This is a genomic window from Brevundimonas sp. 357 (genome assembly GCF_003938605.1).
GTDB lineage: Bacteria > Pseudomonadota > Alphaproteobacteria > Caulobacterales > Caulobacteraceae > Brevundimonas.
Genome location: NZ_RHWX01000021.1, coordinates 17444 through 42063 on the forward strand (window position 1 = coordinate 17444; position 24620 = coordinate 42063).

The 24620-nt window shown below is 64.5% G+C and carries 24 protein-coding genes and 1 riboswitch; of the genes, 6 read left to right on the forward strand and 18 right to left on the reverse strand.

Annotation, left to right across the window (positions count from 1 at the left end; genetic code table 11):
* Positions 1 to 208 precede the first annotated feature (208 nt).
* Positions 209 to 1654 (forward strand): PAS domain-containing sensor histidine kinase, encoded by a 1446-nt coding sequence (locus tag EGK63_RS15330; protein WP_198398672.1) that lies wholly within the window; start codon positions 209 to 211, stop codon positions 1652 to 1654.
* A complete protein-coding gene (gene fixJ, locus EGK63_RS15335; protein ID WP_088409824.1) occupies positions 1638 to 2249 on the forward strand; it encodes a response regulator FixJ in 612 nt (203 codons plus the stop codon). The genes EGK63_RS15330 and fixJ overlap by 17 nt, the downstream gene beginning before the upstream one ends.
* A 38-nt stretch (positions 2250 to 2287) precedes the next feature.
* Here fixJ and EGK63_RS15340 read toward each other — a convergent pair whose 3' ends face one another.
* The 11 genes from EGK63_RS15340 to EGK63_RS16645 form a co-directional block, all read right to left on the reverse strand.
* The gene (locus EGK63_RS15340) at positions 2288 to 2671 is read right to left on the reverse strand and encodes a hemerythrin domain-containing protein (protein ID WP_157677947.1); all 384 of its coding nucleotides are present in this window, start codon (positions 2669 to 2671) and stop codon (positions 2288 to 2290) included.
* A 111-nt stretch (positions 2672 to 2782) separates the two neighbouring features.
* Positions 2783 to 3382, reverse strand: coding sequence for a molybdenum cofactor guanylyltransferase (locus tag EGK63_RS15345; protein ID WP_125902198.1), 600 nt, complete (start codon positions 3380 to 3382; stop codon positions 2783 to 2785).
* Positions 3382 to 3999 (reverse strand): carbonic anhydrase, encoded by a 618-nt coding sequence (locus EGK63_RS15350; RefSeq protein ID WP_088409827.1) that lies wholly within the window; start codon positions 3997 to 3999, stop codon positions 3382 to 3384. Before EGK63_RS15350 ends, EGK63_RS15345 begins: the two co-directional genes overlap by 1 nt.
* Positions 4000 to 4014: 15 nt before the next feature.
* Positions 4015 to 4572 (reverse strand): hemerythrin domain-containing protein, encoded by a 558-nt coding sequence (locus tag EGK63_RS15355; RefSeq protein WP_232463999.1) that lies wholly within the window; start codon positions 4570 to 4572, stop codon positions 4015 to 4017.
* A 13-nt stretch (positions 4573 to 4585) separates the two neighbouring features.
* Entirely contained in the window at positions 4586 to 5698 is a 1113-nt protein-coding gene (locus EGK63_RS15360) for a peptidylprolyl isomerase (protein ID WP_125902199.1), read from the reverse strand.
* The gene (gene narI / locus EGK63_RS15365) at positions 5695 to 6435 is read right to left on the reverse strand and encodes a respiratory nitrate reductase subunit gamma (RefSeq protein WP_232464000.1); all 741 of its coding nucleotides are present in this window, start codon (positions 6433 to 6435) and stop codon (positions 5695 to 5697) included. The genes EGK63_RS15360 and narI overlap by 4 nt, the downstream gene beginning before the upstream one ends.
* Before the next feature lie 22 nt (positions 6436 to 6457).
* On the reverse strand, positions 6458 to 7150 hold the full coding sequence (narJ, locus tag EGK63_RS15370) for a nitrate reductase molybdenum cofactor assembly chaperone (protein ID WP_125902200.1): 693 nt from the start codon (positions 7148 to 7150) through the stop codon (positions 6458 to 6460).
* Positions 7150 to 8673, reverse strand: a complete 1524-nt coding sequence (gene narH / locus EGK63_RS15375; RefSeq protein ID WP_088409831.1) for a nitrate reductase subunit beta — start codon at positions 8671 to 8673, stop codon at positions 7150 to 7152. The genes narJ and narH overlap by 1 nt, the downstream gene beginning before the upstream one ends.
* Entirely contained in the window at positions 8673 to 12401 is a 3729-nt protein-coding gene (locus EGK63_RS15380) for a nitrate reductase subunit alpha (protein ID WP_125902201.1), read from the reverse strand. The genes narH and EGK63_RS15380 overlap by 1 nt, the downstream gene beginning before the upstream one ends.
* 2 nt (positions 12402 to 12403) lie before the next feature.
* Positions 12404 to 13801, reverse strand: coding sequence for an MFS transporter (locus tag EGK63_RS16640; RefSeq protein ID WP_167493305.1), 1398 nt, complete (start codon positions 13799 to 13801; stop codon positions 12404 to 12406).
* A 12-nt stretch (positions 13802 to 13813) separates the two neighbouring features.
* Complete coding sequence (locus EGK63_RS16645; protein ID WP_207896402.1) at positions 13814 to 15133, reverse strand: nitrate/nitrite transporter; 1320 nt, start codon at positions 15131 to 15133, stop codon at positions 13814 to 13816.
* A 207-nt stretch (positions 15134 to 15340) separates the two neighbouring features.
* Here EGK63_RS16645 and EGK63_RS15390 point away from each other — a divergent pair, with 207 nt between their 5' ends.
* Positions 15341 to 16213 (forward strand): cyclic nucleotide-binding domain-containing protein, encoded by an 873-nt coding sequence (locus EGK63_RS15390; RefSeq protein ID WP_243637726.1) that lies wholly within the window; start codon positions 15341 to 15343, stop codon positions 16211 to 16213.
* Here EGK63_RS15390 and moaA read toward each other — a convergent pair.
* Together moaA and EGK63_RS15400 are read right to left on the reverse strand one after the other, a co-directional pair.
* On the reverse strand, positions 16165 to 17157 hold the full coding sequence (moaA, locus tag EGK63_RS15395; protein WP_125902203.1) for a GTP 3',8-cyclase MoaA: 993 nt from the start codon (positions 17155 to 17157) through the stop codon (positions 16165 to 16167). The genes EGK63_RS15390 and moaA overlap by 49 nt on opposite strands.
* Positions 17150 to 17284, reverse strand: a riboswitch (molybdenum cofactor riboswitch). Its footprint overlaps the gene before it by 8 nt.
* Positions 17285 to 17332: 48 nt before the next feature.
* The gene (locus EGK63_RS15400) at positions 17333 to 18508 is read right to left on the reverse strand and encodes an NnrS family protein (RefSeq protein WP_125902204.1); all 1176 of its coding nucleotides are present in this window, start codon (positions 18506 to 18508) and stop codon (positions 17333 to 17335) included.
* A 39-nt stretch (positions 18509 to 18547) separates the two neighbouring features.
* Here EGK63_RS15400 and EGK63_RS15405 point away from each other — a divergent pair, with 39 nt between their 5' ends.
* Positions 18548 to 19375 (forward strand): ThiF family adenylyltransferase, encoded by an 828-nt coding sequence (locus tag EGK63_RS15405; RefSeq protein ID WP_371413037.1) that lies wholly within the window; start codon positions 18548 to 18550, stop codon positions 19373 to 19375.
* Positions 19376 to 19440: 65 nt separating this feature from the next.
* The gene (locus EGK63_RS15410; protein WP_207896403.1) at positions 19441 to 19881 is read left to right on the forward strand and encodes a hemerythrin domain-containing protein; all 441 of its coding nucleotides are present in this window, start codon (positions 19441 to 19443) and stop codon (positions 19879 to 19881) included.
* 18 nt (positions 19882 to 19899) lie between these two features.
* On the opposite strand, the gene EGK63_RS15415 is transcribed toward EGK63_RS15410, so the two are convergent.
* Genes EGK63_RS15415 through EGK63_RS15435 form a run of 5 tightly spaced genes read right to left on the reverse strand, consistent with a single transcriptional unit; the run spans position 19900 to position 22801 of the window.
* On the reverse strand, positions 19900 to 21066 hold the full coding sequence (locus EGK63_RS15415; RefSeq protein ID WP_125902206.1) for a molybdopterin molybdotransferase MoeA: 1167 nt from the start codon (positions 21064 to 21066) through the stop codon (positions 19900 to 19902).
* Entirely contained in the window at positions 21063 to 21545 is a 483-nt protein-coding gene (gene moaC, locus EGK63_RS15420; protein ID WP_125902207.1) for a cyclic pyranopterin monophosphate synthase MoaC, read from the reverse strand. The genes EGK63_RS15415 and moaC overlap by 4 nt, the downstream gene beginning before the upstream one ends.
* Positions 21542 to 22078, reverse strand: a complete 537-nt coding sequence (moaB, locus tag EGK63_RS15425; protein WP_125902208.1) for a molybdenum cofactor biosynthesis protein B — start codon at positions 22076 to 22078, stop codon at positions 21542 to 21544. Before moaB ends, moaC begins: the two co-directional genes overlap by 4 nt.
* 1 nt (position 22079) lies before the next feature.
* Complete coding sequence (locus EGK63_RS15430; protein ID WP_088409839.1) at positions 22080 to 22538, reverse strand: molybdenum cofactor biosynthesis protein MoaE; 459 nt, start codon at positions 22536 to 22538, stop codon at positions 22080 to 22082.
* 2 nt (positions 22539 to 22540) lie between these two features.
* Positions 22541 to 22801 carry a MoaD/ThiS family protein gene (locus EGK63_RS15435; RefSeq protein ID WP_125902209.1) on the reverse strand — a complete coding sequence of 87 codons (261 nt, stop codon included), beginning with the start codon at positions 22799 to 22801 and terminating at the stop codon, positions 22541 to 22543.
* Between the two features lie 208 nt (positions 22802 to 23009).
* Between EGK63_RS15435 and EGK63_RS15440 the strand changes: the two genes are divergently transcribed.
* The coding region (locus tag EGK63_RS15440) for an NACHT domain-containing NTPase (RefSeq protein WP_207896404.1) at positions 23010 to 24620 on the forward strand (1611 nt) is incomplete at its 3' end.

Sequence of the window (24620 nt, forward strand, 5' to 3'; positions counted from 1 at the left end):
GCTTCATATAATCGCCGCCCAAGGCTCCCTGTTTGACGCTGATCAAACGGCGCATTGATGATTGTCCGTTCCATCGCATGGTCTTGCGGTGCGGAATCCGCCAGACTGATCGTCCCTCGGCGCCGACGGCGCGACGGTCGACATGATGAAGCACCCCCTCGCACCCTCTGCCGCTCCGTCGTCAGGCAGAGCTTCGCGACGATACGTCATGGGCTTCCTCGTGTCCGTGGCGGGCGTCGCGGCGGCCTACGCCGCCCGAACGGCGATGGAACCGGAACTGGGCGATCGCATCGCCTTCCTGTTCTTCGTGCCTGTGGTGGCGGCCGCGGCGGCCGTCGGCGGGGTCGGTCCCGGCCTGCTGGCTACGCTTCTAGGCGTGGGCGGCGGTCTGCTTGTCACCTGGCAGGGAGGGGAACAGACCGAAGGCGACTTCCTGGCCGCCGTGGTCTTTCTTGTCCTGGGCGGGCTCATCAGTTTCGGCGGCGAGCTACTGCATCGCATGCGCGCGCAGGCTACGGCGGTGAACGCCCACCTGCGGGCGCGCGAGGCTCATCTGCAGTCCATTCTCGACACGGTCCCCGACGCTATGGTGGTCATTACCGAGAACGGGATCATAAGATCCTTCAGCCCCACAGCGGAACGCATGTTCGGTTGGTCTCTCGAGGAGGTCGTGGGCGAAAACGTCAAGCGACTCATGCCCGAACCCTACAAGGCGGCCCACGACAGCTATCTCGAACGCTACATGCGAACGGGCGAGAAGCGCATCATAGGCTTGGGCCGCGTCGTGGTGGGACAACGCAAGGACGGATCGACCTTTCCGATGGAGCTCGCAGTCGGCGAAATGCGTTCGGGAGATCAGCGCTTCTTCACAGGGTTCATCCGCGACTTGACGGAGCGCCAAGCAACAGAAGCGCGACTTCAAGATCTTCAGACCGAGCTGATACATATCGGGCGGCTGACCGCCATGGGGGAGATGGCCTCGGCCCTGGCCCACGAACTCAATCAGCCCTTGAGCGCCCTGACCAACTATCTGAACGGCTCAATCCGCCTGCTAGACAAGCCGGACCTGCCGCGCGACCGCTTGGATGATGCGCTCGGCAAGGCGCGAGATCAGGCGCTCCGCGCTGGAGAGATCATTCGCCGCCTACGTGATTTCGTGGCGCGCGGCGAGGTCGAGCGACAGGTCGAAAGCCTCCCCAAGCTGATCGAGGAGGCCGGAGCCCTCGCTCTCGTCGGCGCCAAGGAACACGGTGTCCACGTGGACTTCGTCTTCGATCCGGGGGTGGACCTCGTCCTGGCCGACCGTGTCCAGATCCAGCAGGTAATTCTCAACCTGATCCGGAACGCCATGGAGGCGATGGAGGACCAGCCGGTTCGGCATCTGACCATCTCGCTTCAAAGGGAGCAGGGAGAGGCGCGCGTGACGGTTTCGGACACCGGCTCAGGCCTGGACCCCTTCATGTCGGGAGTGCTGTTCCAGCCCTTCATGACGACCAAGCGTAGCGGAATGGGCATCGGCCTTTCGATCTGCCGCACCATCATCGAGGCGCACGGCGGGCGAATCTGGGCAGAACCCAACCCGCGCGGCGGCACCCGGTTCGCCTTTACCCTGAAAGCGGCCGACCAGGAGAGGTTGAATGACGACGACGCCTGACGCCATGGTGCATGTGGTCGATGACGACTCCGCACTGCGAGACTCTCTCGCGTTCATGCTGGAGACGAACGACATCGCCACCCGTCTCTACGCCGGCGGCGGAGATTTGCTGGACGCAGCATCGAAGACGACGCTGGAGGGATGCGTACTGACCGATGTCCGCATGCCGGACATGAACGGTATAGAACTAGTCCGTCAGCTTCGTGCTCAGGGCGTGACGCTGCCGGTCGTGGTCATGACCGGGCACGCCGACGTGCCGCTCGCCATCGAGGCTATCCGCGCCGGCGTGCAGGATTTTATCGAGAAGCCCTTCACGGACGAATTGCTGCTGGACGCCCTGGGCCGAGCCCTCGACGGCTCCACGCCCGCCTCAGCGGCGGACCGGCTCGTTCTCGAAAGACTGGAGACCCTGTCAGCGCGTGAGAAACAGGTGCTGGACGGCCTGGTCGCCGGCCATGCGAACAAGGTCATTGCGTATGATCTGGGCATCAGTCCGCGAACGGTCGAGGTCTATCGCGCCAATGTCATGACCAAGATGCAGGTCAGAAGCCTTTCAGAGCTCGTTCGCGTGACGGTCCTGAGCCACGGAATCTGAAACGACGCCTTTCGCCTCAGGCCCGGAAAGCAGTTTCTTCAGGCGCGCAGGCTTTCCAGGACTTCGTCTTCTTGCTGAATCCTGGTCAGAAGCGATTGGTGAAGACGGCCGCATAGGACATAGAGCCGTTCCCATTCCGCACAGGCTCCTTGCGGCGCGGTGAGACGTCGAGTCGCCTTCTGAACCGCCTGCAAGCCCTCGCCAAGCGCCTGATGATCCGCCGTCAGCACCGGCACGACACTCCCTTCCTGAGCGGCGAACCATCTCGCTTCACGGCCCATGTGATCCTCAAACAGGTCGAGAAGATCCGCCAGTATGTCGCCGAGGCCATGTGGCCAGGCTTCGTGGCAAGCCAGGCTAGGTTCGAGCCGGTCGGCCAGCCCCACCGCGTCGGTCAGCACACGTCGCATCTCGCCCGTCATCGCCTCTCGGCGGACGTGGATGCTTGGCTTCCCAAGGGTCGGCATGACGCTCTACCTCCTGCCCCGCAACCATGCGCTTCGGTCGGTGCGTCTCTTTTGCGCTCTGGCAAATCAGCAGGAAGAAATTTCCTTCAGCCGCGCCTGCGCCAGCAACAGGTCTTGCGGCGTATTGATATTGGCGAATGCGTCCGCCGCCTGAGCCGGCCATTCGACAATCGTGGCCGCTGCTCGCGCGGCGACGCCGCGAAGAGAACCCCTCCCCGCCGCAGCCTCGGACCGGACCGCGGCCAGGCTTTCCACACGCCAGAGGGCGCAGGCGGGATGCAGCCGCCCCGGAGTCGCGGCCAGGGCCGCGCCCGCATCCGGCCGCAGTTCTTCCTCCAGGCGTCGCGCCAGGTCGTTCGGCAGGAAAGGCGTGTCGCAGGCTGCGACCAGAACGCGATCCCGCCCCAGCGACAGGGCCCACTCCAGCGCCGCCGCCAATCCGGCCAACGGCCCCTCCAGGGCTGGGTCGTCTTGGATCAGGCGCACGTCCGGTTCAGGGTTCGGCCATTGGCCCTCGCTGCGCAACGCGACGGCGACGGGATCGCCCCATTTCCGCGCCTGATCCACCGCGTGGGCGATCAAGGGACGTCCCGCCAGAAGCCGCTCCGGCTTTCGCCCGCCCATGCGTCGGCCCTCCCCTCCCGCCAGGATGACGACCGGCGTCATCACGGCGTTCGGCGGGGCGCGCGAGACGGCGCCGAGACGCTGACCTCAAGATCGCGCAGAAGCCCGTCCTGAATGGAATAGACCCAGCCGTGAACCGTCAGCGACTGACCCTTGCGCCAGGCGTCGCGCACGAAAGGATTGGCCGCGACCGCCTCGACCTGGGCCACGACATTGCACTCGCAAAGACGGTTGGCCCTCATCTCCGGATCTTCAATCAGGCGCAACTCGCCCGCCCGTTCGTGGGCCAGCCGCCGCACAGGTTGAAGCCAATGGTCGATCAAGCCCTGGCGGCGCCGCGTCAGGGCCGCGCGCACTCCGCCGCAGCCGTAATGGCCGCAAACGATGATATGGCGAACCTTCAGCACTTCGACGGCGTACTGCAGCACCGACAGGAAGTTGATGTCCTGCGGCGAGGCCAGATTGGCGATGTTGCGATGCACGAACAGTTCGCCGGGATCCAGTCCCACAATCTCGTTCGCGGGCACACGGCTGTCCGAACAGCCGACCCAGAGATACTCAGGCTCCTGCTGGCGTGCCAGTCGACGGAAGTAGTCGGCGTCCATGCGGGTCTTCGTCGCCGCCCACCGTAGATTCGCGTCCAGAAGGTTGTCGATCATGAGGTTTTTTCCATTTCAGCCACGCCCGCGCCGCGCGGCCAGACGTCGCGACAGACCGGACAGGTCGCGCGGCGTCAGCCTCAGACGGGCGATCGGCAGCACGACCGCATTCTCTAGGGCGATGTGTCGCCTTTCCCTCTGGGTGAAGTTGCCCATGGACCGCACCAAATCAGGCGTCATCGGTCGGTCCTCGGACGCCCTGAGCACTTCCTCCAGACGATCGGCGAGTCGGGCCGCGCTCGCAGCTTCAGCATGGTGATCGCTGGAAAGCATGCCGAGGACTCCATGGATGTCATCCTCGGGCGGGCAACGTCGCCGCAATAGGGGAAAGAGGTCTTCCTCCTCGTCCAGCACATGCAAGGGCAGATCATGTCTGAGATAGTCAATGATCACAGCCAGCAGCCTCGACGGCCGTTCGGGCATGACGGCCGCCGCGTCGATCGTTCGGCAAAGCTGGCGCTGCCGATAGTGTTCGGCGAACAGCCAGTCGAGCGGCGAGGCGATCAGTTCCATGGGCATGGGCTCGATCGGCACGCCCTGCGTCATACCCGGCGAACTGGCTTTCGGCGTCATGACGCAGGCCGTCCTAGCGTCGCCGCTTCAGCAGGGTGAAGGTGCGGGCCGCCGGTTGCAGTTTTTGCCGCAGCACGGCGCAGGCGCAGGCGAGCGCGGGATCATCGGCGTCCTTCGCCGCCGACAGCAACCGCGTCCACTCCTCGTCGTCGGCCGCCGAGAGGTGATCGCGCAGCAGGCTCTGGACCCAGGCTCCCGGATCCTCGCCCGAGGCCTCGCAGGCGGCGTAGGCGAGGTCGGCCAAGTCCGGGTCCGACGCCGCAAGCCAAGTGCGGAAACGTTCACTGTCCACGCCAAGCAAGACGCCAAGCGACAGCGGCCCTTCGCTCACCTGGCCTGTCGTCGTCAGGCTGATCGCTACCCCTTCTTCCCGCGCCGCTTCCCCCAAGGCCGCCACATAGCGCGCAGCCCCGGCGCGCCAAGCTCTTTCCTGCAAGGCGCGTTCGATCCAAGGTCGCACATGTTCGAAAGGAAGACGCGCGCCTTCGACCCGGCGATCAACCTTCAGCACATGCCAACCGAACCGCGACCTCACCGGCGCCTCGCTGATCTCGCCCGGCTCCAGCCTGTCGAGCGCCTGCTCCACCTCGGGCGCAAGATCGCCCTCGACCAACTGCCCCAGAGCGCCGCCCGATTTGCTGGACGGACAGTCCGAAACGCGACCGGACAGTTCAGCGAAGGCCTGGGGCCGCGCGCGCGCCAGCGTCAGATGCGCCTCGGCGGTCAGACGCGCCGCTTCCCAGAGCGCCTCGTCCTCGCCTGTCACCGCCACAAGAATATGAGAGGCCTCGGTCATAGCGGAGGAGCGAAAGTCATCCGGCCGCGCATCATAAACCCTTCGGCATTCGGCCTCCGAGGGCGGATCCGCCCTCACCTCCTGCTCGAGAAGGACGCGAATCCTGGCCTCATCGACCGTCTCTTCACGTCCTTCGTCGTCAAAGAGGGGCGTCGCCTCTATCTCAAGCTCCGAGGCGCGGTTCAGCAACAGCGCCCGAATGGCCAGGGCGTGGGCCGCCAGCTTGCGAGCCTGTTCGATGCTGGGCGCCGGATGGTTCGAAATTTCCTGGGCGATCAGAGCCTCGGGCACCTCCACGCCGCCGATGACGATTGCGGCTTCGCGGCTCATCGTCCATCTCCCTTGCGACCGCGAATCGAAGCGGGCGCCGAAGCGATGCGGCTGACCGGCATCTGGCGACGACTACGGACCAGTTGCCAGCCCCGGCGATTGAGATACCACACCGGCGCAGACAACATGTGGACCAGGCGGGTGAAGGGGAAGACCAGGAAGATGGTCAATCCTAAGACGATATGCGCCTTGAACAACCAGTGAACGTCCGCGATGTAGTCGGCCGTCCCTGCCCGGAAGGTGAAGACGCCCTGGGCCCAGTTCATGAACTTCACCATCTCCTCGCCGTCCATGTGGCGGGCCGAGATGAAGATGGTCGACAGGCCCAGACACAGCTGGATCAGGAGGATGATCAGGATCGCCGTGTCTCCAAAGCTGGAGGTCCGGCGGATGCGAGGGTCGAACAGCCGTCGGTGAAGCAGCAGCAGACCCCCGATCAGCATCATGACGCCAGCGACGCCGCCCGCAACCATGGCGAGCAACTGCTTCGCGGAATGGGCCACGCCGAGGGCGTCCCAGACGGCCACCGGCGTCAGGAGGCCGACCAGGTGCCCGCCGAAGATCATCAGGACGCCGAGGTGGAACAGGATGGATCCCGCGACCAGTTGCCGGCGGCGCAGCAACTGCGAGGAGCCGGTGCGCCAGGTGTAGGGTTCGCGGTCAAAGCGAATGACCGACCCGATCGCAAGGACCGCGAGAGCGATATAGGGATAAACGCCGAAGAAAAACTGGTTCATCACATTCATGACGTGGCCTCCTTCAAGCCGCGCTGGGCCGTTGGGCGGATGGCGTGTTCATCGCCGCAACCAAGGCGTCGGCCTTGGGGCAGCCGACATCGTCCGGGCCGAAGGTGACAGGCGTGTCCTCCCAGGCCTCATCGAGAGCCGTGAGATCATCGGGATCGGGATCGGGCTCGCTGAGCAGGGCGGCGACGGCCGCCGCATCCGCCGCGCCGGCCAGCGCGGCCAGGGCGCCGAACACCGAGCGATAGGAGCTGCCGCGCCTGTGCAGCCTCTCGCCGATCGCCTCCAGCACATGGGCCGCTTCACCCAGGAGGGAAGCCGCACGATCCGCAGGCAGAAGCGAGAGAAACTCCAGGAAGACCGGCAGGTGATCCGGCAGTTCCGACGTCGCCAGTTCCAGCCCTTCGCTGCGATAGAGCTCCAGCAATCCCGCCATCGCCTCGCCCCGGTCCCGGCTCTCGCCGTGAACATGCTCATAGAGGTTCAGGGACAGGGAGCGAGACCGATCGAACAGATCAACGTACTGCTCCTGCAGACTGTAGATGTCCCCGCCTTTCAGATCCTCGACGAGACGGTTCAGGGCCTTCTGGATGCGGACCGGAACCCGGCCCTCGGCGCGGATCACGGCCGCCAGCTCATCGGCGGACGCCTGCAGTTCCGCGCCGGGATAGGTCAGCAGCCGCCCCAGCGCGCTATAGGTCGCGGACATCATTCCACCTCCATCGGATTGCGGGGACGTGTTTTCTTGACCCGGCCGAACAGGCCGTATTCCGTCGTCCCGCCGGAACAGCCGTTGCCGAAGGTGAAGCCGCAGGAGCCGCGCAGGTCGAAAGCGTCCTCGCCCGTCTCGCGATGATTGGTCGGGATGACGAAGCGATCCTCGTAATCGGCGATGGCCATGATGCGGTACATGTCGTCGATCTGGGCGGCGCTCAGCCCCACCCGTTCGGCCAGGGCGTGGTCGATCCGGCCGTCGACGGTCTTGCCGCGCATGAAGGCGCGCATCGCCAGCATGCGCTCCAGAGCGGTTACGACGGGTTCCTCGACGCCGGCGGTCAGCATGTTCGCCAAATACCGCACCGGAATCCTCAAGGATCTGACGTCAGGCATCTCCTGGTCGATTTCCAGCGCGCCGGCTGAAGCCGCTGACTGGATCGGGGACAGCGGCGGCACGTACCAGACCATGGGCAGCGTCCGGTATTCGGGGTGCAGCGGGAAGGCGACCTTCCAGTCCATCGCCATCTTCCAGACCGGACTGCGCTGCGCCGCCGCCAGCCAGGCGTCAGGAACGCCGTCGGCCCGTGCTTGGGCGATCACCGCCGGGTCGTTCGGGTCCAGGAAGACATCGAGCTGAGCCTGGTAGAGGTCCTTCTCATCGACGCTGGCCGCCGCCTCGATACGGTCGGCGTCATACAGCATCACGCCCAGATAGCGGATGCGCCCCACGCAGGTCTCGGAACAGACCGTGGGCATGCCCGCCTCGATCCGGGGGTAGCAGAAGGTGCACTTCTCCGACTTTCCGGATTCCCAGTTGTAATAGATCTTCTTGTAGGGGCAGGCCGAGACGCACATGCGCCAGCCGCGGCACTTCTCCTGATCGATCAGGACGACCCCGTCCTCCTCACGCTTGTAGATGGCGCCCGAGGGACAGGCGGCCACGCAGGTGGGGTTCAGACAGTGCTCGCACAGCCGGGGCAGATACATCATGAAGGTGTTTTCGAAGGCTCCGTAGATCTCCTTCTCAACGCCCGCGAAGTTGTAGTCCTTGGACCGCTTGGAGAACTCGCCGCCCAGTATTTCTTCCCAGTTCGGTCCCCACTCGATCTTCTCCATCCGCTCGCCGGAAATCTTCGAACGCGGGCGCGCCGTGGGGAAGTGCTTCATCTCAGGAGCTTCCTGAAGATGGGCGTAGTCCATGTCGAACGGTTCGTAGTAGTCGTCGATCTCGGGCAGGTCTGGGTTGGCGAAGATGTTGGCCAGGATCCGCCACTTGGGGCCCATGCGGGGGCGGATGCGACCGTTGCGGGCGCGCTCCCATCCCCCGTTCCAGCGGCCCTGGTTCTCCCAGTCCTTAGGATAGCCGACGCCGGGCTTGGTCTCGACGTTATTGAACCAGGCGTATTCGACACCGTCGCGGCTGGTCCAGACGTTCTTGCAGGTCACCGAACAGGTGTGACACCCGATACATTTGTCGAGGTTCAGCACCATGCCGATCTGGGCGCGGACCTTCATCAGACGTTCTCCTTGTCCGAACGGGGCTCTTCGAGCCAGTCCACCGTTCTCATCTTGCGCAGGACGACGAACTCATCGCGGTTCGAACCGACCGTGCCGTAATAGTTGAAGCCATAGGCAAGCTGGGCGTATCCGCCGATCATGTGCGTCGGCTTGGGCACGATCCGCGTCACAGAATTGTGGATGCCCCCGCGCCGGCCCGTGATCTCAGACCCCGGCGTGTTCACGATCTTTTCCTGAGCGTGATACATGAAGGTCGTGCCTTCACGGATGCGCTGAGACACCACCGCCCGCGCCGAGATGGCGCCGTTGGCGTTGAACAGCTCGACCCAGTCATTGTCGACGATTCCCGCCTTTTGAGCGTCGATCTCCGAGATCCAGATCACCGGCCCGCCGCGGTTCAGCGTCAGCATCAGCAGGTTGTCGGAATAGGTCGAGTGGATGCCCCATTTCTGGTGCGGCGTAATGAAGTTCAGCACGACCTCATTCTCGCCGTTGGGCTTCATGCCCTTGACCCAAGTGGTCTTCAGGTCCAGCGGCGGACGATAGACGCACAGGGCCTCGCCAAAGGCGCGCATCCAGGGGTGGTCCTGATACAGCTGCTGACGCCCCGACAGAGTTCGCCACGGCACGCGCTCGTGCACATTGGTGTAGTTGGCGGTGTAGCAGACGTGTTCGGACTCCAGCCCTGACCAGATGGGCGAAGAGATGATCTTGCGCGGCTGGGCCACGATGTCGTGGAAGCGGATCTTCTCATCTTCCTTGGGCAGAGCCAGGTGGGTGTGGTCGCGGCCCGTGAAGCGCGAGAGCGCCGCCCACGACTTCACCGCCACCTCGCCGTTGGTTTCGGGCGCCATCATCAGCACCGCCTCGGCCGCCTCGATAGCGGTCTCCATGCGGGCCAGGCCATGCGACACCCCCTCTTCCCGCACCTCGCCGTTCAGGGCCTTGAGCGCCGCCACCTCATGATCGGTGTTCCACTTCAGCCCCTTGCCGCCGTTGCCGACCGTATTCATCAGCGGCCCGACCGAGGTGAACTGCTTGTAGAGGTTGGGGTAGTCCCTCTCGACCACGGTCATGACGGGCATGGTCCGGCCGGGCACGGGCTCACATTCGCCCTTCCACCAGTCCTTGACCTCGAAGGCCTGGGCCAGCTCGCCGGGGCTGTCGTGCTGGATCGGGGTGAGGACCAGATCCTTCTCGACGCCGAGCACCTCAGGGCAGACCTCGGAGAAGGTCTTGGCCAGGCCTCGGAAAATGTCCCAGTCGGACCGCGCCTCCCAGGCCGGGTCCACCGCCGCCGTCAGGGGGTGGATGAAGGGGTGCATGTCCGAGGTGTTGAGATCGTGCTTCTCGTACCAGGTAGCGGTCGGCAGGACGATGTCGGAATAGACGGCGGTGGTGGACATGCGGAAGTCCAGCGTCACCAGCAGATCCAGCTTGCCTTCCGTCGTGGCGTCGCGCCAGCGCACATCCTGCGGCTTGACCTTGCCGTCCTCGCCCAGGTCCTTGCCCTGGACCCCGTGGTCGGCGCCCAGCAGGTGCTTGAGGAAGTACTCGTGGCCCTTGCCTGACGATCCCAGCAGGTTGGAGCGCCAGATGAACATGTTGCGCGGCCAGTTGGCCGGATCCTCAGGGTCCATGCAGGACATCTCAAGCGAGCGGTCCTTGAGCGTCCGAACCGCATAGGCGACCGGATCGACGCCCTCGCTTTCGGCTGCGCGGACCACATCCAGAGAATTGGTCTTCAAGGCCGGCGTAGATGGCAGCCAGCCCATGCGCTCAGCGCGCACGTTGAAGTCGATCAACGAACCGGACCAGTCGCCGGCCGGCGCGGTGGGCGACAGAATCTCCTGCGGCGACACCGTCTCATAGCGGTACTGGCCGGTGTGGGCGTAGAAGAAGGAGGTCGCGTTCTGCTGGCGCGGCGGCCGGATCCAGTCGAGGGCGAAGGCGACCGGCGCCCAGCCGCTCTGCGGACGCAGCTTCTCCTGGCCGACGTAGTGGGCCCAGCCCCCGCCCGACTGACCGACGCAGCCGCACATCACCAGCATGTTGATGACGGCGCGATAGTTCATGTCCATGTGGAACCAGTGGTTCATGGCCGCGCCGATGATCACCATGGACTTGCCGTTGGTCTTTTCGGCGTTGCCGGCGAAGCCTCTCGCCACGGCCAGGATCTGGTCGCGCGGCACAGAGGTCATCTGTTCCGCCCAGGCTGGGGAATACGGTTCCGGATCATCATGGTCGCGCGGCATGTGCTCGCCGCCGAAGCCCTGATCGACGCCGTAGTTGGCGAGGAACAGGTCATAGACGCTGGCCACCAGCGTCTCCCCCTCCTTCAGCGCCATCTTCCGCACCGGGACGTTGCGGGTCAGGACGTCGGGGTGATCGCTCGAGGCGAAGCCGTTGGAGGCGGTGTTGGCGAAATAGGGGAAGCGTACGCCCACCACCTCATCATGAACCCCTTTCAGCCCCAGGCGCAGGCGCGTCTCACGCCCCTCGGCCTCGCGCTCCTCCAGATTCCAGCGCCCATCCTCTCCCCAACGGAAGCCGATGGAGCCGTTCGGCGCGACCACGTCTCCGCTGATCTCGTCGAGAGCCACCGTCTTCCAGTCGGGGTTGTTGGCCTGGCCCAGATCGTCGACGAAGTCGGAGGCTCGCAGCATGCGCTCGGCCACATAGCCGCCGTCCTGCGGGACCAGCCGCACCAGCATGGGCAGGTCCGAATACTGACGGACATAATCCTTGAAGTAGGAGGTCTCGCGCTCGACATAGAACTCCTTGAGGATGACATGGCCGAACGCCATGCCCAGGGCCGCGTCCGTCCCCTGCTTCACCGCCAGCCACAGGTCGGCGAATTTGGACGCCTCGGAATAATCGGGGCAGATGACCACCGACTTGGCGCCGCGATAGCGGGCCTCGGTGTAGAAGTGGGCGTCGGGCGTGCGGGTCTGCGGAACGTTGGAGCCCCACAGCAGCATGAAGCTGGAGTTGTACCAGTCCGCCGATTCCGGCACGTCAGTCTGCTCGCCCCAGGTCTGGGGCGAGGCTGGCGGCAGGTCGCAATACCAGTCGTAGAAGGAGCCGCAGACTCCGCCCAGAAGCTGCAGATAGCGCGCGCCGGCGGCGTAGGAGAGCATGGACATGGCCGGGATGGGCGAGAAGCCGAACACGCGGTCAGGGCCCCAGGCCTTGACGGTGTGGGCGTTGGCCGCCGCGATCAGCTCGTTGACCTCGTCCCAGGTCGCGCGGACGAAGCCGCCGGCGCCGCGCATCTTCACATAGTCGGCGCGCTTGGCCGGATCGTTTTGGATCGAGGCCCAGGCGGCCACCGGCGCCAGGGTGCGGCGCGCCTCACGCCATTGGCGCAGCAGGCGACCACGGACCAGCGGATATTTCACGCGGTTGGCTGAATACAGATACCAGCTGTAGCTAGCGCCCCGCGCGCAGCCCCGCGGCTCATGGTTGGGCAGGCCGGCGCGGGTGCGGGGATAATCGGTTTGTTGAGTCTCCCATGTGACGATGCCGCTCTTGACGTGAATCTTCCACGAACAGGAGCCCGTACAGTTCACGCCATGGGTCGACCGCACGATCTTGTCGTGACGCCAGCGGTTCCGATAGGATTCCTCCCACTTGCGGTCGTCATCGGTCATGACGCCGTGCCGACCTGAGAAGAGCTCAGTCTTTCTCTTGAAGAAAGCGAGACGATCGAGGGTATGGCTCATGCTCAGGCCACCTTCTTTTCAAGATTGTTCAGGATCGACCTCGGCCTCGCATAGAAGGCCCAGTTCACGACCAGGCAGGTCGCGTAGAAGGTCATGAAGATATAGAGCGCCACCGTGGGCCCGCCGAAGACGCCCATGGAGGTGGCGAAACCCAGCGGAATGAAGAATCCGCCATAGGCGCCGATGGCCGAGGCGAAGCCGATGATGGCGGCGGATTCCAGCTCAGCGGCCTTCAAACGCTCACTGGCGGCGGCGGTCGGCATCAGACGCGCCATCTCAAGCCGCATGAGGCCTGGGATCATCTGGAAGGTCGAGGCGTTGCCCACCCCCGTCCAGAAGAAGAGCCACAGGAAGCTGGCGAAGAAGGCGGGGAAGCTAGGCGCGCCGCCCCAGGTTCCAAGGCTGTGCAGTAAGCCGATGACCCCCAAGATCAGCGACAGGAAAACCCACTGCGTCACGTGCTGGCCGCCCCAGCGATCCGAGATCCAGCCGGTCAGGGCGCGGGACGCGGCGCCGACCAGCGGCCCCAGGAAGGCGATCTGCAGGATGTTCACATCGGGAAACAGGGTCTTGCCCAGCAGAGGGAAGGCCGCCGAAAAGCCGATGAAGGAGCCGAAGGTGCCGATGTAGAGGTAGCACATCAACCAGTTGTGCTTGCGCTTGAACACCACCGACTGTTCGCGAAAGGAGGCGCGCGCAGAGGCCACGTCGTTCATGCCGAACCAGGCCAGGGCCGCGCCGATCACGATCAGGGGCGCCCACATCAGCGGCGCGTGCTGCAGCCAGATCCGGTGCTCCACGCCATTCTCGACGAAGACCTGGGGCGGGCCGCCGAGCGGACCGAAAAAGGCCACGCCGACCACGATAGGCGCCAGCAACTGCAGAGCGCTGACCCCGAGGTTTCCGAGCCCCGCGTTCAGCGCCAGGGCGTTGCCCTTTTCCGCCTTGGGGAAGAAGAAGGCGATGTTGGACATGGACGAGGCGAAAACCGCCCCGCCCAGGCCGCACGACAACGACAGAGCCACGAAGACCCAATAAGGCGTTTCGACGTGCTGCACCGCCACGCCCATTCCCACCACGGGGACGAGCAAGCTCAAGGTCGTCAGAGTGGTCCACAGCCGCCCGCCGAAAATCGGCACCATGAAGCTGTAGAAGATGCGCAGGGTAGCTCCCGACAGGGCTGGCAAGGCGGTCAGCCAGAAACGTTGCTCGGTCGAGAACTCGAACCCGGCCTGGGGCAGCCTTGTCACGGCAGTGGACCAGAGCATCCAGACGGCGAAGCCGATCAGGAGGTTGGGAATCGAGATCCAGAGGTTGCGCCGGGCGATGCGCTTGCCCTTTTCGGCCCAGAAAGCCGGATCTTCCGGGCGCCAGTCGGTCAGAACATGTCGTCGGGACATGAGGGAATGCTCCTATCGCGCCGAGCGGCCATCGAGGCCGTCCAGCTCGGGGAAAGCCGGCAAGCCGGCCAGCTGAGGATTGTGGGCGTGTTCCATTCGCCGCACCGCCAGATGCATCCAGGCCAGGGCTACGGCGACGAGCAGGAAGAGCAGCATGAAGCAGCTTGAGCCGATGGCGGTCCAATCGTTCAGGGCGCCGAAGGCGATCGGCAGGACGAAGCCGCCCAGGCCGCCGATCATCCCCACCAGGCCGCCGACCGAACCGATGTGGTCTGGATAGTAGACGGGGATGTGCTTGTAGACCGCAGCCTTGCCGAGGCTCATGGCGAAGCCCAACAGGAAGACCAGGGCGATGAAGCCTGGAAGGCTCAGCGCCAGGCTGAAACGGATCGGCCCGTTCAGGCCAGCCACCTCATACTGGGTCGGCGGGTAGGACAGGATGAAGGTGCAGACCACGCTGATGACGAAGGTCAGATACATGACCTTGCGGGCGCCCACGCGATCCGACAGCCATCCGCCGAAGATTCGGAATAGCGATCCTGGGATCGAATAGGCCGCCGCGACCATGCCGGCGGTCTTGATATCCAGACCGTAGGCGCCGGTCAGATAGCGCGGCAGCCACAAGGCCAGGGCGACGAAGCCGCCAAAAACGAAGAAGTAATAGAGTGAGAAGCGCCAGACTCTCGGGCTCTTGAGCGGCGAAAGCTGCAGCCAGGTCGCTGGCGCCTTCTCTCCCGAAGCGCGACGGGCAACCGTAACAGGGTCGTCGCGAGTCAGAAGAAATACGATCAGGCTGATGATCAGCAGGGCAGCAGCCCAAATCTGGGCCACGGCCTGCCAACCGAAAGCCACCATGACGAAGGGCGCGGCGAACTTGGTGACGGCCGAGCCTACATTGCCCGCCCCGAACACGCCCAGGGCCATGCCCTGGCGCGACGGTCCGAAGAATTTCGAGACATAGGTCACGCCGACCGAGAAGGCGCCCCCCGCGAGGCCCAGCGCCAAGGCCGCAGCCAGGAACTGCGGATAGGTGCTCGCCTGAGCCAGGAGAAAGGTCGCCCCCGCCGCCAGGACGCCGACGATCAGATTGACCTTGCGCCCGCCGAACTGCTCGGCCCAAACCCCCAGCAGAACCCGGCTCAGGGATCCGGTCAGGATCGGCGCGCCGACCAGCAGGCCGAACTGGGTCTCGGACAGGCCCAGGTCCGCCTTTATCTGGATGCCGATGATGGAAAAGATCGTCCAGACAGCGAAACAGGTAGTGAATCCCAGGGTGCTAAGCCACAGAGTGCGCCATGCTCCGGGCGCCTCGCCCCCGGCCGACTTCGTCATTTGCACTGGTCGAGCCATCACGCCCTCTGCGAAACCGGAGCAGGACTCCGTGCAGGTGATGTGCGCCAGGAGCGGCGGCCTCGACTTGCTTTTGATCAAGTCGGACCTAGACGCGTGTCGATTCAGCGCAAAAAACCACATCGGCGTCGTGGGCAATCGCGACTGACAATCATTACGCGCAATGCACGCGCCTAGGCGACGCCGCGTTTGATTCTGATCAATCCGACCCGGCGTGCGTCATGGTCTTCTTGCGCCATGCCTATCCGTCCGGCCGACCTAGACCGTATTCGCGCACTGCCCCTGTTTATGGGAGCGTCGCCCGCCGTCTTTAGAGACGCCACGGCGGGCGCCTTTCTGCAGCGCTTCCCGGCCGGAACCACACTCCTCATGGAAGGCGACCCCGTCGACTTTCTCTATGTCCTGCTCAGCGGTTCAGTAGAACTGCAGGGCAGTTGGAAGGAGAAGGAATCAACCCTGGCCGTGCTGCGGCCTGTTTCGACCTTCATCCTCGCGGCCGTCATGCTTGAGGCCCAGGCCCTGATGTCGGCGCGGACTCTGGAACCTTCCCAGATCCTGATGCTGTCGGGAGAAGCTTTGAGGCGCACCGCGCGCCAAGACGCCGATTTCGGTTTCGCAGTCATTCAGGAACTTGCCGGCTGCTATCGCGGCGTGGTCCGCACGGTGAAGGCCCAGAAGCTGCGCGGCGGGGTTGAACGGCTCGCCAACTATCTTCTGGCTCAGTGCGCGCGCCAGCAGAATGAGGCGCGGATCATCCTTCCTCACGAAAAGCGCGTGCTCGCCTCTCTATTGGGGATGACGCCCGAAAATCTCTCACGCGCCTTCGCACAACTGTCCGATTACGGCGTGCACGTCCGGGGCGCCCAGATCTCCTTTGAACGTCCGCGGGCGCTGAAACGCCTTGCGCGCCCGTCAGCCCTTATCGACAATCATGCGCCTGCCGCCTTGCATCCTGCTGGCAAGGCGGCGTCCGAAACCTGGTCGACCGACACTGAAGAAGAAGGAGGCGGCGCTCAGCCGCCGAAGGCGGCCAGGTTCGGCGTATCGCCGAAATTTCCCTGATGCAGCGCGTGAGCGCGCGGTTTGGCGCCGAGGGCTGAAGCGACCTGCTCGACAAGCGCGTCCATTTCGACCTCCTCCGAAAGATAGGGCCGCAGATCCACTCCCCCCTCTCCGAAGAGACACAGACGCAGCTTTCCCCGGGCTGTCACCCGCAGTCGGTTGCATCCGTCGCAGAAGCCGGCGTCGTAGGGCGCGATCAGGCCGATCAAGCCGCGATGATCCGGACTGACGTATTCGGTGGCGGGACCGGCGTCGGCCTCCCGGATGCGCGGCGTCCATCCGTGCTGCGCCAGCCAGTCCCGCACCACCTGGCCGCCGATGTGATTGCGGGCGAAATAGTCGGCGTTGTCTCCCGTACGCATGAGTTCGATGAAACGCACTGAAAGGGCACGATCAGCGACGTGGTCCGCCCACCGCTCGAGCTCCTGCTCGATGGACCCCCGCAGTAGAACAGCATTTACCTTCACCGACTGGAACCCCGCCTCCATGGCCAGGTCCAGGCCCCGAAGCACGGCGGGGAGCCGGTCATGTCCGGTGATGCGCTGAAAGACATCCCGATCCAGCGAATCCACGCTGACATTCACGTGGGTTAAGCCTGCGTCGCGCCAGTCCTGCACGCACTTCTCGAGATTCCAGCCGTTGGTCGTGACCGCAACCTTGCGGATTTCCTCCTGGGCGGCGATGGCGGCGACGATTTCGGTAAAATCCCGTCGCACCGTCGGCTCACCGCCCGTCAGGCGGATCTTGGTCAGGCCCAGACGCGCGAAAGCCTGGGTCAGCCGCCTCACCTCCATAAGCGTCAGGAAGGAAGCCCCGGGGGTTTTCCGATAACCGTTGGGCAGGCAGTAGTCGCACCGGAAGTTGCAGACCTCGGTGACCGACAGACGAAGATATCGGAAGCGGCGGCCGAAACCGTCGATAGCTTGAGGCCCGGAAGCGGCCATTGGAGAAGCTCCTTTCCAGAACATGGGAGGCGGGCGGGTTTCCCCGGCCGCCCTCGGCCCCTTTCGGAGCCCGGCCGCGCAACCATGGAAGGGCTTTAGGTCACGCGGCTCGGAGCGGTAGTCGGCAGGCTAAAAGCAAAACGCGCCGGCCGCCTTGATCAAAAGCAAGCGACGCTCAATTCCTGAGGCGTGGCTGCGAAAGCATGGGGCCGTATAGAGCCACGAAACCGAGCAGTGCGGCCGCCCAGAGCCCGCTTGAGAGGATGAGAGCCAGCCCATAGGTATCGGACCACAATCCGCCCGCGACACGCACGAGCGCCGCAGCGTTAATAAGAACATAGAGAAGCAGGGTTCCCGCGCCCGCCGACAATTCGTGTCCTGTATGGCCGCGAGCCGCGCGGGTCGTCACCGCCAGGATCATCACCCCCATGGCGCCGACCGTCAGCGCATGCAGACCGGCGGACGGGGCGAAGGGCGCCCCCATCACCGCAAGGCCCAGCAAGACAAGTCCCACGCCCAGCCACGCATAACCGAGATGAAGAATCCAAACCAACGGCTGGGTCGCGGTTCTCCATCCCGCCCATCGCGCCAGACGCAGGAGATTCAGCGCTCCGGCGGCCGCCAGGGCGAGGCCGACGCCTGCCAGATCAGGCTTCACGATCCATCCTGCGAGGGCGAGGCTAGTGACGCCGATCACCAGTGCGTCGAATCTGGAGGCGGCGGCGGGCAGACGTCCTGGTTTTTGCCGGGCAAGCCAGTTGCGGGTGAAACTCGGCGTCACCCGTCCCCCGATGAGAACGAGCAACAAAACAACAGCGGCGAAGCCCGTTCTGACGGCGACGTCCAGCCCTATTGCTTCCGGACGCAGGTGGAAGGCGATGTTGCTCGCAGCCAATCCGGTGATCGCAAGGGCGACCACTAGGTTCCGCCAGTTCCGGCCTGCGACGACCTCGCGCCAGATCACAGCCGAAAGCGCGAGGAGATAGGCGCCGTCGATGGTCGCAACCAACAAGCGATCCAATCCAGGCAGCAGCATGGCCGCCCGTCCCGCCGCCCACAGCGCGAACAGTCCAGCAAGTCGGGCGCCGATCACCGGATAGCGCCCGGTCCAGTTCGGCACGGCCGTCAACAGGAAGCCGCCGACGATCGCGGCCACATAGCCGAACAGCATTTCGTGAATATGCCAATCCAGACCAATGCGGTCGGAGAGATCGCCGCCGTGGGCCAGCACATAGACCCAGAGAGGCGCGGCCAGGGCGCCCCACAAAGACCCGAACAGGAAGAAGGGACGAAAACCGAAGCTGAAAAGGGCCGGACCCTTGTAGGCGCGCATGGCGCTGGCGGTGGACATAAGGCAATTCTCCTGAGCCTTCCCTATCCCGCCGCGCCCATGCGTCGTTTGTCTTCGATCAATCTCGCCGAACCGCTGCACGACTATGGTGCCGACATGGCGCCCTCATTCTCAGACCAGGAAGTCGAACGTTACGCCCGCCACCTCATGCTGCGTGACGTAGGAGGCGCCGGCCAACAGGCGCTCAAGAAGGCGCGTGTGCTGATCGTCGGTGTCGGCGGGGTCGGCGCGCCCGCCGCCCTCTATCTCGCCGCGGCCGGCGTCGGCCGTCTCGGCCTGCTGGACTTCGACCAGGTGAGCCTTTCCAACCTCCAACGGCAAGTCCTCTTCACGGAGGACGATATCGGACACGACAAGGCGCCAGCCGCCGCCGAACGGCTCGGCCGGCTGAACAGCGACATTGAGCTCATGCCGATCCATCGTCGTATCGACGAGAACAACGCCGCAGACATTCTCGGCGCCTGGGACATGGTGATCGACGGTTCCGACAATCTCGCCACGCGCCTGGCGGTTTCCGACGCATGCGTGACCCAGGACAAGAGCCTCGTATCGGCCGCCGTAGGCCCTTGGGTCTTACAGGTCGGACTTTTCAGGTCGCGCCCGTGCTGGAGATGCCTCAATCCTGAACCCGACCCCGAAGCCTTCGCCTGCGCCTCCCAAGGCGTTCTGGGCGCCCTGACCGGCGTGGCAGGCGCCCTGGCGGCGGCGGCGGCGGTCAAAGCCCTGGCCGAAGCTGGCGAAAACCGAGCGGGATGTCTTCTTATGCTCGACCTCCTGTCCTGGCGGACCGTCCCTGTCACGGTGAGCGCCCGCCCCGACTGCCCTGCCTGCGGCCCTTCTCGAAAAGCAAAAGGAAGCCCCTCGTGAGCGTTTCGCCCTTCGTCACTCATGATCCGTCAGACGAAAGCCTCCGGGTTCTGGAGAGCTCCCGATTGATCGAGCATATTCTCGAGCGCTTTCATCAGACCCATCGCCGCCAACTGCCAGTGCTCATCGCCCTAGCCGAAAGAGTGGAACGGACGCACGCAGGACAGACAGATGCGCCGACCGGTCTATCCGAACTGCTCATGGTCATCGCCGAGGATCTGGAAACCCATCAACAGAAGGAAGAGCGCATTCTCTTTCCGATGATGCTGGCGGGAGGAGCACCGATGATCGGCGGCCCCATCACCCGGATGTTGGCGGAACATGCCGAGGTGGAAGAACAGTTGGCGTCGTTACGACTGCTGACGGGAGGGTTCACGCCTCCCGCCTCTGCCTGCGGAACCTGGCGTCGCCTGTATGAGGAAGCTCTGGTCTTTCATCAGGATCTCCTCGATCACATGCGCATCGAGAATGAGATCCTGTTTCCTCGTTTCCTGCCTTCGCCCTGATCGGCGCCCCCTCTAAGGTTACAGCCTCAGGCTCCGGCAACCGTGCCGCGTCCCCTCGCGCGGCAGCCAGACCAGAACCTCCGACTGTCCCAGGGTCTTCTGCGCGCCCGAATCCTGGTTTCCCGCCAGCTGCAGCCGACCGTTACGCCGTGTAGCTCGCAGAAACAGATCCCGCTCGCCCCTTTCCGGCGTCTCGCCATCCAGCACCGCCGCCTGCCAGTCGAGAGCGTACCGCGGATCACGCCCGGCCAGGCCCGCAATGAGGGGGGCCAGGAAGAGGCGAGCAGTGACCATGGCGGAGGTGGGATTGCCAGGCAGCCCCACCACAAGAGCGTTGCGAACTCGACCCAGCCACACCGGCTTGCCCGGCTTGATCGCCACCTTGGAGAAGAGGATTTCCATGCCGAGGTCATCAAACATCGACTTCGCGAAATCCCGCTCCCCGACCGAGGCCCCGCCGGTCACCACGATGACGTCGCTCATCGCCGCGGCCTCCATGGCGGCCTGACGCAGGATGTCGGGGCGATCCGGAAGGCGCGATCGCATGCAGACATCGCCGCCGTAGCGCTGGACCAGCCCCATCACGCCATAGGTCACGCTGTCCGGCACCGATAAAGCGCCGCCCGGCGCGCCGGGCGGACGCAGCTCGTCTCCGGTTCCTAGAATGGCCACTCGAGGTCGACGGACCACCTCCACGCGATCATGATCCGCCGCTGCAGCCGCAACCATGGCTTGGGGGGTGAGCGCAGCGCCTCGAGCCAGCAAAATCTCTCCTGGCGTGAAGTCCGAGCCCGCTCGCCTGATATGATCGCCCCGCGGGCGGGCCAGCGGCATGGCTGCCCCTTCGGGGCGTTTTACGACCATCTCCTGAACCACCACGCGGTCAGCATTGGGAGGCACTGGCGCGCCCGTGAACACTCGCATGCACGTGCCGGCCGTTAACATCGGTGGGATCGACGACCCTGCGAAGCTCTCGCCCGCCACAGACAAGGTCGCCCCGAGATCTTGATCCAGAATGGCGTAACCATCCATGGCGGAGACAGAGGCGGCAGGAGAAGCTCGCAGAGCTTTCAGGTCGGACGCAAGGATTCGCTCGCAAGCCTCCTCAAGCGGAACCCTTTCCGCTTCCAGCGGCTGGGCCTGGCTCAAGAGCAGTTTCAGCGCGGTCTCGAACTCCAGCATCATTCTTCGTTCCTGATCCAGTCGCCGCTTGCACCGCCGGTCTTGGCCACAAGCCCCACCCCCTCGATCAGCATCGCGCGATCAACCGCCTTGAGCATGTCGTAGAGGGTCAGGGCTGAGACCGACACGGCGGTCAGGGCTTCCATCTCCACGCCTGTCTGACCGACCGTGACTGTTTCGGCCTCAATGCGGAAACCCGGCAGGGAGTCGTCGAGCGTGATGGTCACGGCGACCCGAGCAAGCGAAAGGGGATGACAAAGAGGCAGGAGATCGGCGGTCCGCTTCGCCCCCATAACCCCCGCGATCTCCGCCGTGGACACCACCGCCCCCTTGGGCGCGCGTCCTTCGCGCACCAGGGTCAGCGTTTCGGGAGCGCATCTCAGAAGACCCGTGGCGACGGCCCTCCGGCGCGTCAGCGCCTTGTGGGACACATCGACCATGCGCGCGCGCCCTTCCGCATCAAGATGGGTCAGGAGGCTCATGGGCATATTCCCCGGTAGCGGGGTATCTGCCCTACCAGAGAACAAGGTCGGAACCGGCTGTCCAACTCCTCGGCGAGAACGAGATCCCAAGCATCCTTGCAGGCGCCGGTTGATCCGGGCACGCAGAAGACAAAGGTCTCGCCAGCCTGCCCCGCCAAGGCGCGCGACTGTAGGGTCGAGACCCCGACCGTGGTCTGACTGGCCTGGTGAAACACGACGGAAAACCCGTCCATCACGCGATCGAGCAGAGGCCGAACCGCTTCCGGCGTCACATCGCGAGGAGCGAACCCGGTTCCGCCCGTGCTGAGGATAACGTCGACGTCGGGATCGGCGATCCAAGCCCGCATCACCGCTTGGATGTCGGTCACCTCATCCCGGACGATCGCCCGTGCCGCCAGTCTATGCCCTGCTGACGTCAATCTCTGCACCAGAGTGCCGCCTGAGGTGTCGGTATCAAGCGTTCGCGTATCGGAAACCGTCAGCACGGCGATATTGAGCCCGTAGAAGGGAAGATTGTGATCTAGTCCGGCCATGTCAGCTCCAACGGGCCAGATCGGCCCGGTCTGCGGCGGAAGGCTCGACCCAGGCCGCCCCCCCAGCCTTGTGTTCTCGTTTCCAGAAGGCCGCCTCGGTTTTGAGCCGGTCCATGAGGTAGTCCGCAGCGAGAAAGGCTTGCCGACGATGCGGCGAAGCGACCGCCACCAGGACGATGGGTTCCTCAGGCGACAGTTCGCCGCAACGATGGCGCACCAGGATATCGCTCACCTCAAAACGTTCCTGCGCCGCTCGGGCGATCACGAGCATCGATCTTTCAGTCATGCCTGGATACCAGTCCAATTGTAGTCGAGACACGGTATCGCCGTCCCTCCCCTGCCCTCGCGCCAAACCGATGAAGGAGACCACGGCGCCGTCCGCTGGGCGATCTCTGACAAAGACCTCCAGAAGCTCGGCTGGACTGAAGGGAGCGAGCGCCAGTTCGACGTCGAGCGGCACCTTCAGCCTCCAGAAAAGATAGAAAAGAAGGCGGCCTCCTGACCCGGGCTCACCCAGGCGTCGTCATCGCATTCGACGCCGTCGACCGCGCCCCGGATTGCGGGGTCAAGCAGAATATCGCCTCCGTCCGCAGTTATGGCGATGCGCCGACGAAGATCGCTCATCCTCAGCCCGCCCTGGGGGCCGTCGATCATCCGCTCGCCGCCGAACCGATCCGCCGGCCGCCCGAAGAAGACGATTTTGATGGTAGCAGCCTGTGTCATGGGAAAATCCTCATGCCCCGGCCTTAGCCCGTCATGGGATCAAGCCGTTTGATCGTAATCAATCGACAGGATCCAACAGCAGGACAAAGCGAAGCCCGTCGGAAGGGCATCCTAGCCGGTGTGGACAAAGTGGATTCCCAAATCGCGTGCTGAGTGATTCAAGGCTGTTCTTTGAGGAGAGCGGCGTTGGTTCGAGATTTGATGACGCATGACCACGGAGACCATTCCTGCCACCACAGACACTCAGACTGCCCTCGACGCCTACCATGGCTGGTCGGCCCGGCCCGGAGCCAAGGGTGAGACCTGCGATGCGGACTCCGTTGGACGCTTCTTTCGACAGGCGGTCATCATCGCCGGCCCCGGCATGGGAAAGAGCACGCTTCTTCGTCGCCTGGCCCGCAACTACGCGCTCGACGGCTATCCCGTACTTCTCGTGGACGCCAAACGCATCGCGGCGGCGATGAAGAACGGATCATCATTCGAGACGGCCGCCTTCGAGCTGGCGCTGGACGGGTCGCACTTGTCGGCCGAATTCCTGAGGACCGCACCAATCGACGACTGGGTGCTGATATGCGACGGCCTGGACGAGGCTGGCTCGTCACAGCCTTCTGTCCTGCGGGCGCTGCGCAAGTTTCAACATGGGCGACCCGGTGCGCGCATCATCACCAGCAGCCGCCCGATCGGCTATGACCCGGCCCCGCTCGAGAACTGGCGTCACTATGAAATCGTTCGCGCACCCGGCGGCGACAGCGGTCGCGACCTTCAACGCCTCCTTCGCCAGATCGGGGGCGAAACCGTCATTCACAATCTAGACGACCCCGATCAGCTGATCAGGGACCGTCACATTCGTGAGGCGCTCGGGCACAGCCCGTTGATGCTGGGTATCGCGGCGGCTCTTATCAGTCGTGGGCATTCAATCGGCCATTCGCGTGTCGATCTCTTCCGGGCCATCTTCGCCATGATCCAGGCGGAGCCGCCCGAGCGCGCGGGCCCGGCTCCCGCCACAACCGACGTTCTCGACCAGGTGATCGACCATCTCTGTGCGCTGATCCTCGACGATCCGATTCAGCCCAAGGACGCCCTGGTCAAGCTGATCGGCGAACAGCTGGCGCCGGCCTTGGCCGTTCCTCCTCTTCAGGGACGAAGCACGGCGCGCGCCTGTCTCCACTACTGGGAGGCGATAGGCCTGGTGGAGACGGTTAGCCACGGTACGACCGTTCTTCTCACCATGGTCCATCAGAGCTTCGCGGAATTCGCGGCAGGACGCTTCATCGCAGGTTTGCCTCCGACGGATCTCGACGCCGCGGTCGCCGTTCGCGCTGCGAACGACCGATGGACCGAGGGTCTCTGGTTCGCGGCTGCGGAAGGGGCCGGAGACAAGGTCGTTAGAGGTCTCATCGCGGCCGGCGTCGACGGCCGAAACGGTGAAGACACCCTTTTGCGCGCTCTGGACATCGTCGCGACGGCCCGGGTGCCTCTGGCCGACGAGCTCGTCGAGCGGCTGTTCCACGCCGCGCGGTCAGATATGGCGTCGGACGATGTCGACCTTGCCTGCAGTGTTGCTGTCAGAATGCTGCCTCTGGCGGACGTCCTAGCTGACCGTGTCGTGCCGCTCGCAACGGACCTGCTGAATGCTGGGCATCCATGGTCGCGACTGGCCGGGTGGACCCTGGTCGTGGAAGCCGGACGAGTTCACTACGATCTCGGCGCCGCTCAGTCATCGCTGGCGTCGCCTAGCCTTGCCCTCGAGCCCAGCGACAGAGCTCGTCCGGGACGATCCCTTTACAATCTTTCCGCAGTGTCCGATCTCGCGCGTTGG

Coding starts and splice junctions, on each gene's coding strand:
- EGK63_RS15415 (WP_125902206.1), bottom strand. CDS start 21,066: ATGATGCTGGAGTTCGAGACCGCGCTGAAACTGCTCTTGAGCCAGGCC.
- EGK63_RS15435 (WP_125902209.1), bottom strand. CDS start 22,801: ATGACACAGGCTGCTACCATCAAAATCGTCTTCTTCGGGCGGCCGGCG.
- EGK63_RS15360 (WP_125902199.1), bottom strand. CDS start 5,698: ATGAGCCGCGAAGCCGCAATCGTCATCGGCGGCGTGGAGGTGCCCGAG.
- moaC (WP_125902207.1), bottom strand. CDS start 21,545: ATGAGCCTCCTGACCCATCTTGATGCGGAAGGGCGCGCGCGCATGGTC.
- moaA (WP_125902203.1), bottom strand. CDS start 17,157: ATGGCCGCTTCCGGGCCTCAAGCTATCGACGGTTTCGGCCGCCGCTTC.
- EGK63_RS15400 (WP_125902204.1), bottom strand. CDS start 18,508: ATGTCCACCGCCAGCGCCATGCGCGCCTACAAGGGTCCGGCCCTTTTC.
- EGK63_RS15345 (WP_125902198.1), bottom strand. CDS start 3,382: ATGACGCCGGTCGTCATCCTGGCGGGAGGGGAGGGCCGACGCATGGGC.
- EGK63_RS15355 (WP_232463999.1), bottom strand. CDS start 4,572: ATGACGCCGAAAGCCAGTTCGCCGGGTATGACGCAGGGCGTGCCGATC.
- EGK63_RS16640 (WP_167493305.1), bottom strand. CDS start 13,801: ATGTCCCGACGACATGTTCTGACCGACTGGCGCCCGGAAGATCCGGCT.
- fixJ (WP_088409824.1), top strand. CDS start 1,638: ATGACGACGACGCCTGACGCCATGGTGCATGTGGTCGATGACGACTCC.
- EGK63_RS15340 (WP_157677947.1), bottom strand. CDS start 2,671: ATGACGGGCGAGATGCGACGTGTGCTGACCGACGCGGTGGGGCTGGCC.
- EGK63_RS15380 (WP_125902201.1), bottom strand. CDS start 12,401: ATGAGCCATACCCTCGATCGTCTCGCTTTCTTCAAGAGAAAGACTGAG.
- moaB (WP_125902208.1), bottom strand. CDS start 22,078: ATGGCCGGACTAGATCACAATCTTCCCTTCTACGGGCTCAATATCGCC.
- EGK63_RS15350 (WP_088409827.1), bottom strand. CDS start 3,999: ATGATCGACAACCTTCTGGACGCGAATCTACGGTGGGCGGCGACGAAG.
- narH (WP_088409831.1), bottom strand. CDS start 8,673: ATGAAGGTCCGCGCCCAGATCGGCATGGTGCTGAACCTCGACAAATGT.
- EGK63_RS15405 (WP_371413037.1), top strand. CDS start 18,548: ATGCGTCGTTTGTCTTCGATCAATCTCGCCGAACCGCTGCACGACTAT.
- narJ (WP_125902200.1), bottom strand. CDS start 7,150: ATGTCCGCGACCTATAGCGCGCTGGGGCGGCTGCTGACCTATCCCGGC.
- EGK63_RS16645 (WP_207896402.1), bottom strand. CDS start 15,133: ATGACGAAGTCGGCCGGGGGCGAGGCGCCCGGAGCATGGCGCACTCTG.
- narI (WP_232464000.1), bottom strand. CDS start 6,435: ATGAACCAGTTTTTCTTCGGCGTTTATCCCTATATCGCTCTCGCGGTC.
- EGK63_RS15330 (WP_198398672.1), top strand. CDS start 209: ATGGGCTTCCTCGTGTCCGTGGCGGGCGTCGCGGCGGCCTACGCCGCC.